Source organism: Hydrogenophaga sp., assembly GCF_022844385.1.
In the GTDB taxonomy this organism is placed as follows: Bacteria; Pseudomonadota; Gammaproteobacteria; order Burkholderiales; family Burkholderiaceae_C; genus Hydrogenophaga.
Map to the genome: position 1 here is coordinate 1 of NZ_JALHLX010000034.1, position 10543 is coordinate 10543.

General features: G+C 65.0%; 12 protein-coding genes and 1 pseudogene. 11 read left to right on the plus strand and 2 right to left on the minus strand.

Annotated elements, in window-relative coordinates:
- The 9 genes and pseudogenes from Q0C59_RS08610 to Q0C59_RS08650 all read left to right on the plus strand — a co-directional run.
- Nucleotides 1–236: pseudogene (locus Q0C59_RS08610) on the plus strand (SAM-dependent methyltransferase); the annotation flags it as partial.
- A 7-nt stretch (nt 237–243) separates the two neighbouring features.
- Nucleotides 244–954, plus strand: coding sequence for a Crp/Fnr family transcriptional regulator (locus tag Q0C59_RS08615; RefSeq protein WP_291214123.1), 711 nt, complete (start codon nt 244–246; stop codon nt 952–954).
- A gap of 70 nt (nt 955–1024) precedes the next feature.
- Nucleotides 1025–1405, plus strand: coding sequence for a rhodanese-like domain-containing protein (locus Q0C59_RS08620; protein WP_291214125.1), 381 nt, complete (start codon nt 1025–1027; stop codon nt 1403–1405).
- Between the two features lie 81 nt (nt 1406–1486).
- Entirely contained in the window at nt 1487–1960 is a 474-nt protein-coding gene (locus Q0C59_RS08625; RefSeq protein ID WP_291214127.1) for a flavodoxin domain-containing protein, read from the plus strand.
- 133 nt (nt 1961–2093) lie between these two features.
- Nucleotides 2094–3281, plus strand: a complete 1188-nt coding sequence (locus Q0C59_RS08630; RefSeq protein ID WP_291214128.1) for an ABC transporter substrate-binding protein — start codon at nt 2094–2096, stop codon at nt 3279–3281.
- Between the two features lie 111 nt (nt 3282–3392).
- Nucleotides 3393–4256, plus strand: coding sequence for a branched-chain amino acid ABC transporter permease (locus Q0C59_RS08635; RefSeq protein WP_291214131.1), 864 nt, complete (start codon nt 3393–3395; stop codon nt 4254–4256).
- On the plus strand, nt 4253–5245 hold the full coding sequence (locus Q0C59_RS08640) for a branched-chain amino acid ABC transporter permease (protein ID WP_291214133.1): 993 nt from the start codon (nt 4253–4255) through the stop codon (nt 5243–5245). The genes Q0C59_RS08635 and Q0C59_RS08640 overlap by 4 nt, the downstream gene beginning before the upstream one ends.
- Complete coding sequence (locus tag Q0C59_RS08645; protein WP_291214135.1) at nt 5242–6006, plus strand: ABC transporter ATP-binding protein; 765 nt, start codon at nt 5242–5244, stop codon at nt 6004–6006. The genes Q0C59_RS08640 and Q0C59_RS08645 overlap by 4 nt, the downstream gene beginning before the upstream one ends.
- On the plus strand, nt 6003–6719 hold the full coding sequence (locus Q0C59_RS08650; protein WP_291214137.1) for an ABC transporter ATP-binding protein: 717 nt from the start codon (nt 6003–6005) through the stop codon (nt 6717–6719). Before Q0C59_RS08645 ends, Q0C59_RS08650 begins: the two co-directional genes overlap by 4 nt.
- 12 nt (nt 6720–6731) lie before the next feature.
- On the opposite strand, the gene Q0C59_RS08655 is transcribed toward Q0C59_RS08650, so the two are convergent.
- Together Q0C59_RS08655 and Q0C59_RS08660 are read right to left on the minus strand one after the other, a co-directional pair.
- A complete protein-coding gene (locus Q0C59_RS08655; RefSeq protein WP_291214139.1) occupies nt 6732–7385 on the minus strand; it encodes a pyridoxamine 5'-phosphate oxidase family protein in 654 nt (217 codons plus the stop codon).
- Nucleotides 7386–7529: 144 nt separating this feature from the next.
- Nucleotides 7530–8312: an IclR family transcriptional regulator C-terminal domain-containing protein gene (locus tag Q0C59_RS08660; protein WP_291214141.1), complete on the minus strand. Its 783-nt coding sequence runs from the start codon at nt 8310–8312 to the stop codon at nt 7530–7532.
- A gap of 138 nt (nt 8313–8450) precedes the next feature.
- On the opposite strand from Q0C59_RS08660, the gene pobA reads away from it, so the two are divergent.
- Both pobA and Q0C59_RS08670 read left to right on the plus strand, forming a co-directional pair.
- Nucleotides 8451–9641, plus strand: coding sequence for a 4-hydroxybenzoate 3-monooxygenase (gene pobA / locus Q0C59_RS08665; protein WP_291214143.1), 1191 nt, complete (start codon nt 8451–8453; stop codon nt 9639–9641).
- A gap of 102 nt (nt 9642–9743) precedes the next feature.
- Nucleotides 9744–10543: CoA transferase (locus tag Q0C59_RS08670; protein WP_291214145.1), on the plus strand; the 800-nt coding region annotated here is incomplete at its 3' end.

Sequence of the window (10543 nt, forward strand, 5' to 3'; positions counted from 1 at the left end):
TGAGCGCGCTCAAACCCGGTGGCTGGCTGGTGCTGCAAGGCTACACCCCCCGGCAGCTCGAGCACCGCACAGGCGGTCCACCCGTGGCTTCGCATCTCTACACCGAAGCCATGCTGCGCAAAGCGTTTGCCGATCTGGAGATCGTCACCCTGCGCGAGTACGAGGCCGACCTGGCCGAGGGCAGTGGTCACCACGGCCGTTCGGCGCTGATCGGCATGGTCGCGCGCCGGCGCTGAGACCGCCATGATTGCGATCCAGACCCAGTCCGCCTGGCGCGGCACCTCCGACTGCCGCTCGTGTGCCGTTCGCGAGCTGGCCCTGTTTTCCCAGTTCACCGAAAAAGACTTTGCCCTCATCCATGCGCCGATCGACGACCTGGCCTACCGGGCGCACCAGGTGCTGTTCAACGAAGGCGACGAAGCCGGTGGCATCTTCACCCTGCGCTCCGGCATGGTGAAGCTGACCCGCATCACGGGAGACGGGCGCCGGCGCATCCTGCGGCTGTTGCGCCCGGGCGATGTGGTCGGCCTGGAAGCGCTGGCCACGGGGCGCTACGACAGTGAAGCAGCTGCACTCACCGACATCACCCTGTGCCGCATCCCCACCGAGGTGGTGCACAGGCTGAACCAGAACTCTCCGCGCATGCACGCCGGGTTGCTCGACAAATGGCAGAAAGCGCTGCGCGAGGCCGACGACTGGCTGGCGTCGATCAACTTCGGCACCGCGCGCCAGCGCGTCTCGCACTTCATCCTGAAGATGCGCCACACGACCGACCCGGCCATCGTCACGCTGTTCTCGCGCGAGGACATGGGTGCCATGATGGATTTGAAGCACGAGACCGTGAGTCGCGAGATTTCGGCGCTGGTGAAAACCGGCGCCGTCAAGCCGGTGGACACGCTCGGCCGCCTCTACCGCATCGTTGACGAATCACTGCTGGGGCCCGCGGCCCATTGATGACGATGGAGCCGTCCATGCCCACCTGCTTCAACCCGAACCCTTTGTCTGCACCTCACCCAGGAAACCCATGAAAACCGCCCACGACCTTGTCCTTGCTGCCAAAACCCAATGCCGTGAAGTGTCCGTCGAGGACGCCCAGGCCGCCCTTCTCTCGGCCGATGCGATCATCGATGTGCGCGAGGCCGACGAATACGCCAGCGGCCACCTGAGCGGCGCCATCAACCTGCCGCGTGGCCTGCTCGAATTCAAGCTGTCGGGCAACCCGGCGCTGGAGCCTCGCGACCTGAATGTGGTGCTGTACTGCAAGACCAGCGGCCGCGCTGCCCTGGCGGCCATCACCATGCAAAGCATGGGTTACCTCAATGTGGTCTCGATCGCTGGCGGCTTTGATGCCTGGGTGGAGGCCGGCAAGCCGGTGGTGAAACCCGCACCCACCCGGTTCGATTGAGCGTACGCTCCAACCCGACCTGTGCGGGGGTTTTCCCGGGTGGTGACATAAAAAACATGAAGTATATTGCCTGTACTTCCCATGAGCATCCCATCCAAACTCCTCATTCTGGTCGGCACCATGACCAACACCGCCGAGTACGTGGCGCAGGCCATCGAGATGGACTGTGCTGATCTTGTCCCGGCCATCGAGGTCCGCATGATGGACGGGCTCGACATCTCGGCGTTTGACGAAGATGCACTTTACGTCATCTGTTCGTCCACCTACGGCGCCGGCGACGTGCCCGACAACGCCCGCCATCTCTACGAATCTCTGGCCAGCCAACCCAAATTCCTGGGCGGCGTGCGCTACGGCGTGATCGCCCTGGGCGACAGCGTTTACCCCCAGACCTTCTGCAACGGCGGTTTGCGTTTTGATGAACGCCTGGCCGACCTCGGCGCAGTGCGCATCGGCGAGGTGTTCCGCCACGATGCTTCGGCCGGCACTGAGCCCGAGGTGGTGTGCACCGCCTGGGCGCGCGAGTGGCTGGCCACGGCGCTCACAGCGAGCGCCTGAGTGGACATTTCAGATTCATATATAAATAGTTCAAGCCTCAAGTACGGGTAATTCTGTATCGCCAACCGATACCCGCCCGTCTACAGTGCCTGCGAACGTCACCGCTTTTCGCCAACCCACCTGGAGATCCTTCATGACCACTCGCCGACTTGTCCTGACCCGCAGCGCTGCCGTGATCGGGGCCGCGTCCACCGGCTTGTTGCTGCCCGAACTGGCGCGCGCGCAGTCCGACAAGGTCCGCGTGGGCTTCATGCTGCCCTACACCGGCACCTTTGCCCAACTGGGTGTGGCGATCGAAAACGGTTTCCGCATGGCGCTCAACGAACAGGGCGGCAAGCTCGGCGGCCGCGAGGTGGAATTTTTCAAGGTGGATGACGAGTCGAACCCGGCCAAAGGCATCGAGAACGCCACCCGCCTGGTGCAACGCGACAAGGTCGACGTGCTCGTGGGCACGGTGCACTCGGGCGTGCAGATGGGTATCCACAAGGTGGCGCGCGACACGGGCGTGCTCAGCCTGATCCCCAACGCCGGCGTGCATGTGGCCACCCGTGCGCAATGCGCGCCCAACGTCTTCCGCACCTCGTTCACCAACTCGCAGCCCACACTGGCGTTGGGCAAGGCCATGATGGAGCGCGGCCACAAGAAGGCGGTGTGGATCACCTGGAACTATGCGGCCGGCGACGAGGCTTTTGAAGGTTTCGAGAAGAGCTACACCGAAGCCGGCGGCACCATCATCAAGAAGCTCGGCCTGCCCTTCCCCAACGTGGAGTTCCAGGCGCTGCTGACCGAGATCGCCTCGCTCAACCCCGATGCCGTGGCCTGCTTCTTTGCCGGTGGTGGCGCGGCCAAATTCCTGCGCGACTTTGCCGCCGCAGGCCTGAACAAGAACATCCAGCTCTACGGCTCGGGCTTCCTGACCGAAGGCGTGCTCGACGCTGCCGGCCCGGCCGCTGACGGCGTGCTCACCACCATGCATTACAGCGACTCGCTCGACACGCCGCGCAACAAGAAATTCCGTCTGGAGTACGCCAAGGCCTTCCGCATGCAGCCCGACGTGTATGCGGTGCAGGGTTACGACACGGGTCTGCTGCTCATCAAGGGTGCCAATGCGGTCAAGGGCGACATGAGCAACAAGCCGGCGCTGTACGCCGCCATGAACGGCGCCGAGATCGACAGCCCGCGCGGCAAGTGGAAGATGAGCGCGGCCCACAACCCGATCCAGGACATGTATTTGCGCAAGGTCGAGAACAAGGAAAACAAGGTGATCGGCATCGCGCAAAAGGCCGTGGCCGACCCGGCCACCGGCTGCCGCATGGCTTGATTCACCGACGGAAGACTGCACACAAAGGCCCTCTTCCGCGGGCCGGCGCCCCACAGGCGCTGGCCTGTTTTTTTGCACGCTCTCCAGATCCGTCCACCTCACTGACAGCCCATGGATTTCGCCAATTTCCTGATCCAGCTGCTCAACAGCCTGCAATACGGCCTGTTGTTGTTCATGCTGGCCGCCGGACTCACGCTGATCTTCGGAATCATGGGAGTGGTCAACCTGGCGCACGGCAGCTTCTACATGCTGGGTGCCTACCTCGCGTGGTTCCTGGTCGGCCAGCTCGACAGCCTGGTGCTGGCCATCGTGCTGGGCACGGTGATCGCCGTGGCGCTGGGCTGGCTGCTGGAGTGGTCGCTGTTCCGGCACTTCTACCACCGAGACCACCTCGACCAGGTGCTGCTGACCTTCGGCCTGATCTACATCTTTGAAGAGGTGCGCTCCATCCTCTGGGGTGACGACGTGCACGCGGTGCAGGTGCCCGAGGTGCTGAACTGGTCGATTCCGCTGACCGAAAACCTGTCGTATCCGGTATACCGGCTGGTGATGTCGGGCGTGTGCATCGCACTCGCATTGGGTCTGTACCTGCTGATCTCCAAGACCCGTCTGGGCATGAAGATTCGCGCCGGTGCGTTCAACCGAGAGATGACCGAGTCGCTGGGCATCAACATCCGCCTGATCCACGGCGTGGTGTTCGCCCTGGGCGTGGCGCTGGCCGCCATCGCCGGCATGATCGCTTCGCCCATCGCAAGCGTCTACCCCGGCATGGGCAGCTCGGTGCTGATCATGTGTTTTGTGGTCGTGGTCATCGGTGGCATCGGATCGGTGCGCGGTGCGCTCGTGGCTGCCTTGCTGGTCGGCCTGGTGGACACCTTCGGCAAGGTACTGGTGCCGCAGATCGCCGGCATGGCGGTCTACATGTTGATGGCACTCGTGCTGCTCTACAAGCCCGAAGGGCTGTTCAAACAATGAGTTCTCCGAAAGCCCAACTCGAGAAGCTGCCGCGCAGCATCCAGGCCATCCTGGTGCTGGGCGCCATCGCGCTCGCTGCGTTTCCGCTCATCCCGGTGACCGGTGGCGAGTTCTACCTGCAGATGCTCTCGCAGATGATGATCCTGGCGATCTTCGCCATGAGCCTGGATCTCTTGCAGGGCGTGACCGGTCTGGTGTCGCTCGGCCACGCGGCCTACTTCGGTCTGGCGGGCTACGCGCTGGCCTTTCTCACACCGGCCGACACACCCATCAGCCTGTGGTGGGCCCTGCCCGTCTCGGCGATGGGCGCGGGCCTGGCCGCGCTCATCATCGGTTTCTTCGTGGTGCGCACCCACGGCATCTACTTCATCATGGTCACCATGGCGTTTGCGCAGATGGTGTTCTTCCTGTTCTTCGACAACAAGGCGCTGGGCGGGTCCGACGGCGTGTACGTGAACTTCCGGCCTGATGCCTCGCTGTTCGGCTGGACCGGCATCGACCTCGAAAACAAGACCACCTTCTACTACTTCACGCTGCTGCTGCTGGTGCTGGTCTATGCGTTTCTGCGCCGCCTGCTGTTCTCACCGTTTGGCCGCGTGCTCGCCGGCATTCGCGTGAACGAGCACCGCATGCGCGCAGTGGGCTACGGCACCTTCGGCTACAAGCTCGCGGCCTTCACGCTGGCCGGTGCGCTGGCCGGTGTGGCGGGCTTTCTCTGGGCCGCGCAGACCGGTTATGTGAACCCCGAGCTGATGGGTTTTCACATGAGCGCACACGCGATCATGATGGTCATCCTCGGCGGCATGGGCAACTTCGCCGGCGCCATCGTAGGCGCCTTCGCGTTCGAGTACGTGATGCACTTCTTCAAGGACCTCACCAAACACTGGCAGCTGCTCATGGGCACATTCATTGTGCTGGTGGTGGTGTTTGCGCCGCGTGGCTTGCTGGGCCTGGTGAACCAGCTGACGAAGAAGCGGGATGCGCCATGAACGAGCTGCTCCTCTCCGCCCGCAACCTCACCAAGCGCTTCGGCGGACTGGCGGCCGTCAACGACGTGTCGGTCGACCTGCACCGCGACCGCATCCACGCGGTGATCGGCCCCAACGGCGCGGGCAAGTCCACGCTGACCAACCTGCTATCGGGCGACCTGCCGCCCACCTCGGGCCGCATCACGCTCAACGGGGTCGAGACCGCCGGCAAGAGCCCCGAGAAGATCTCGCGCCTGGGCCTGGGCCGCAGCTACCAGAAGACCAACATCTTCCTGCCCTTCACGGTGTGGGACAACGTGCGCCTGGCTGCGCAATCGCGCGAACGGCACGCGCCGTGGAACCCGCTGCGCTGGGTGTCCTCGGCCAGCGCCATGGGCGCGGTGAATGAACGCTGCGAACGTGCGCTGGAACTCGCCGGCCTGACCGAGCGCGCCAGCGTGGCCGCCGGCACCACCAGCCACGGCGAGCAGCGCCAGCTGGAAATCGCCATGACCCTGGCGACTGAGCCCACCGTGCTGCTGCTCGACGAGCCCCTGGCCGGCATGGGCCAGGCCGAGGCCGAGAGCATGGTGGCGCTGCTGCTGCGTTTGAAGAAGGACCACGCCATCATGCTGGTGGAACACGACATGGACGCCGTCTTCACGTTGGCCGACCAGCTCACCGTGATGGTGAACGGCCAGGTGATCGCCAGCGGCACACCGGTCGAGGTGCGGGCCGATGCTTCGGTGCAGGCGGCCTACCTGGGCGAGGAACACGCATGAGCACCACAGCGCTGATTGAGGCCAAGGGACTCAACACCCACTACGGCGCCAGCCACATCCTGCGCGGCATCGACTTCACCGTGGGCCAGGGCCAGACCATCGGCCTGATGGGGCGCAACGGCATGGGCAAGTCCACGCTGCTCAAATCCATCATGGGCATCGTCAAGCCCAGCGGCGGCCAGGTGCATGTGAAGGGCCGCGACATGACCGGCGCGCCCACGTTCGAGATTGCCCGGCAAGGCCTGGCCTACGTGCCCGAAGGCCGGGGCATCTTCGGCAACCTGAGCGTGCGCGAGAACCTGGTGATGTCGGCCCGTGCCGGTACGAAGGGTCAGCGCGACTGGACGTACGACCGTGTGCTGGAGACCTTCCCGCGCCTGTCCGAACGCCTGAACCACGGAGGCCAGCAGCTCAGCGGCGGCGAGCAACAGATGCTCACCATTGGCCGTGCGCTCATGACCAACCCCGACCTGCTGATCCTGGACGAAGCGACCGAGGGTCTCGCGCCCTTGATTGCGCGCGAGATCTGGCGCATCTGCGGCGTGATCCGCGAGAGCGGCATCAGCAGCATCATCGTGGACAAGAACTGGAAACACGTCACCCAGATCACCGACCGCAACGTGATCCTGGTGAAGGGTGAAGTGGTGTTCGAGGGCAGTTCCGAGGAGCTCCTCTCGAAGCCCGAACTGCTGGAGCAGTACCTGGGCGTGTGACAGCGCGTCACCTCAGGATTCGCCCTTCATCAGCGCCTCGCCGTACTGCGCTTCAGTGATGAGGCCTCCGTGGTACATGGCCTGGCCCTCGTCCACAGGTTTGAGCGAACCCTGCAGATCCTCGATGCGTTTCCACGCCGGGAACGGCTGGCTGCCGTCGTCGGCGGGTATGTACTTTGATGTGCCCAGGCGCTGGTGAGGGTGGATGTAGCGCGCGCAGTTCAGGAACACCTTGTCGATATGGGCGCGGACCACCATGAACGCGCCAGGGTACGCAGCCAGCAGCGGGTCGTCGGTGTGCAGCGTGGCGGTGGCCTGTGCGCGGATGCGGTTGGGCGTCTCGAAGTCGATGAACAGAAGCCCGATCTTTGCCGTGTCGCTGATGTTGCCCCAGGAGAGCATCATGCCGTTGCCATCAAAGGCGGGAAACGCGAGCGTTTTGTTGTCGATCACCTTGACTGTCCCGACGTTGCCGCCCTTATACGACACGGTGGGCTCGCCCGCTGCATTGACCGTGCTGAGAAAAAAGAAGTCGCGGGACGCAATGAACGCAATGTGCCGGTCGTCCAGCTCGTCGGTCACGATCGCTTTCTCCACGGCATCGGCCAGGCGACGGCTCTCGAACTGCTCCTGAATTTTGCGTTGAGGGTCGGTGTAGAAGGCCACGGCATGTTCCTTTCATTGAGGTTGCTGCGCGAAGCCGCGGACCGCGGCGCCACTGCGTGCCCACCTTAGTCAGCGCAGGATGCCTGCGCTGTGCTGTCACCGACGGGAAACTTGACTGGGACCGGCTGGAGCAACCCGCCCAGCTCAGAGCAGCGGCCGCAGCTCGCGCGCTGCGTCTTGCAGCAGCGGCAGCATGTCGCGCTGGAACTCTGGCGAATCCATTCGCTCGGCAGACGACACCACATTCAATGCGGCGACCGCCTTGCCCTGCAGGTTGCGCAGCGGCACCGCCAGCGCAAACACGCCCAGCTCATGCTCCTCTCGAGCGATGGCCACGTCCTGGTTGCGTACCTCGGCAATGAGGGCTTTGAAAGCTTTGTGATCCACCGCCGTGTGCGGCGTCAGCCGGGGCAGTTCGCGTCCCTTGAGCCAGGTGGTGAATTCACCGCGCGGCATGGCTGCCAGCAGAACCCGCCCGGTGGACGTGGCGTGAGCGGGCAACCTCGCGCCCAGGTGAAGCCCGTACGCCATGAGCCGCTGCCCACCGATGGACACATTGCGCGCAATGATCACCACCTCGTCGCCATCGAGGACGGCCGCTGAAAACGAGTCCCGCGTGAGCGCGGCGAGCCGGTTGAGTGTGGGCTGCAGCAAACGGGGCAAGCGCGCGGAAGCCAGATAGCTCCCCGAGAACCGCAGCACCTTGGCCGACAGCCAGTAGTGGCTTCCGTCGGTGTCCAGGTAGCCCAGGTGCGCCAGCGTGAGCAAGTGGCGCCGCGCTGCCGCGCGCGTGAGCCCGGCGCGCTCGGCGGCCTGGGTGGCGTTGAGCCGCTGGCGCTGGGTGTCAAAACTCTCCAGCACCGCCATGCCCTTGGCCATACCTTCAATGAAATCGGCCTTGGCGATGGCGTGATCGGGTGCATTCATGGCCGGATTATGCGCCGGGCATGCCTTATTGCGCGGTGATCGCACAATCTGTCCGATGATCGCGCAAGGTCGGTCATGCCCGATTGTGTTGCTGGCCTCCGCTTTCTACGCTTGGCGGTTCCCATCAGGAGACAAGACATGAGAACCCAGGTCGCCATCATCGGCGCCGGCCCGTCGGGCCTGCTGCTCGGTCAATTGCTGCACAAGGCCGGCATCGACAACATCATCATCGAGCGCCAGAGCGGCGACTACGTGCTGAGCCGCATCCGCGCCGGCATTCTGGAGCAGATCACGGTGGACCTGCTGGCCGAGGCCGGCGTGGGCGAACGCGTGAAGTCCGAAGGCACGGTGCACCACAGCATCGAGCTCGTGTTTTCCGGCAAGCGCCACGCCATCGACGTGCACGGCCTCACCGGCGGCAAGGTGGTCACGGCCTACGGCCAGACCGAGGTGACGCGCGACCTGATGGATGCGCGCAGCGCCGCCGGCCTGCCCACCATCTACAGCGCGGCCAACGTGACGGTGACCGACTTCGACACCGACCATCCGGTGGTGCGCTTTGAGAAAGACGGCCAGACCCACGAAGTGACGTGCGACTTCATTGCCGGTTGCGACGGCTTTCATGGCGTGTGCCGCGCCAGCGTGCCCAGGGACGCCATCACCGAGTATGAAAAGGTGTACCCGTTTGGCTGGCTCGGTGTGCTGGCCGATGTTCCGCCCGTGTCCACCCACGCCATCGTCTACGCCAACAGCGAGCGCGGCTTCGGCCTGTGTTCCATGCGCAGCCTCACGCGCAGCCGCTACTACGTGCAGTGCCCCATCGACGACAAGGTCGAAGCGTGGAGCGACGACCGCTTCTGGGACGAACTGCGCCGCCGCCTGGACCCCGAGATGGCCGAGCGCATGATCACCGGACCGAGCATCGAAAAGAGCATTGCGCCGCTGCGCAGCTTCGTGGCCGAGCCCATGCGTTTCGGGCGCATGTTCCTGGCGGGCGACGCGGCGCACATCGTGCCGCCCACCGGCGCGAAGGGCCTGAACCTGGCGGCGAGCGACGTGAAGTACCTCTCCAGCGCCTTCATCGACCACTACATCGAGAAGAGCAACGCCGGCATCGACAACTACTCGCAGCAGGCCCTGGCCCGCGTGTGGCGAGCCGAGCGTTTCAGCTGGTGGCTCACCTCGCTCATGCACCAGTTCCCCGACACCGCCGGCTTCGGCCAGAAGGTGCAGGAGGCCGAGCTGGACTACCTGGTGAATTCCGAAGCGCTGTCGCGCTCGCTGGCCGAGAACTACGTGGGCCTGCCACTGGACTTCGGGCGCCGCTGACAGCTTGCGATGCGGTTTGAACGGGCGACACTGTCGCCCGTTTGCGTTTCAGGCGGCCGACGCAGCAGTACAGTGCAGCGACCCCACCCAACCGATGCGCCCATGACCGCCACCAACCGCCCTGCCCCCGCCCTCAAACCCCTGCGCGGCGTGCGCGTGCTCAGCCTCGCGCTCAACCTGCCGGGACCGGCCGCGCTCATGCGACTCAAGGCCATGGGTGCGACATGCCTCAAGGCCGAGCCGCCCGCTCCCAAGAGCGCAAGCAGTGGCGACCCCATGGGTCAGTACAACCCCATGGCCTACGCCACGCTGCACGATGGCATCAAGACCGTGAGCATCGACCTCAAGTCCGACAAGGGCCAGGCCGCGCTGCACAAAGCCCTGGCCCGCACCGATCTGCTGCTCACCTCGTTCCGTCCTTCGGCGCTCACAAAACTCCATCTGGGCTGGAAGGTGCTGCACAAACAGTACCCGGCACTCAGCGTGGTCGCCATCGTGGGAGCGCCGGGTGCGCGCGCCGAAGAGCCCGGCCACGACCTCACCTACCTCGCCGACGCCGGTCTGGTGCCCGGGCTGGATCTGCCCGCCACCCTGTTTGCCGACATGGGCGGCGCCCTCATGGCCAGCGAGGCGGCGCTCAGGGCGGTGATGGTGCAGCGATCCACCGGCAAAGGCGTGTTTCAAGAGGTCGCCTTGTCGGACGCCGCCGCCTGGCTCGCCCTGCCCCGCAGCTGGGGGCTCACGCAGCCGACCGGCGCGGTGGGCGGCGCGCACGCAGGCTACCGCGTCTACCCCTGCAAGGACGGGCGTGTGGCCGTGGCCGCGCTGGAGCCGCATTTCGCGGCGGCCCTGTGCACGGCGGCGGGCCTGCCCGTGAGCGACATGCGCACGCTGTTCAAGCC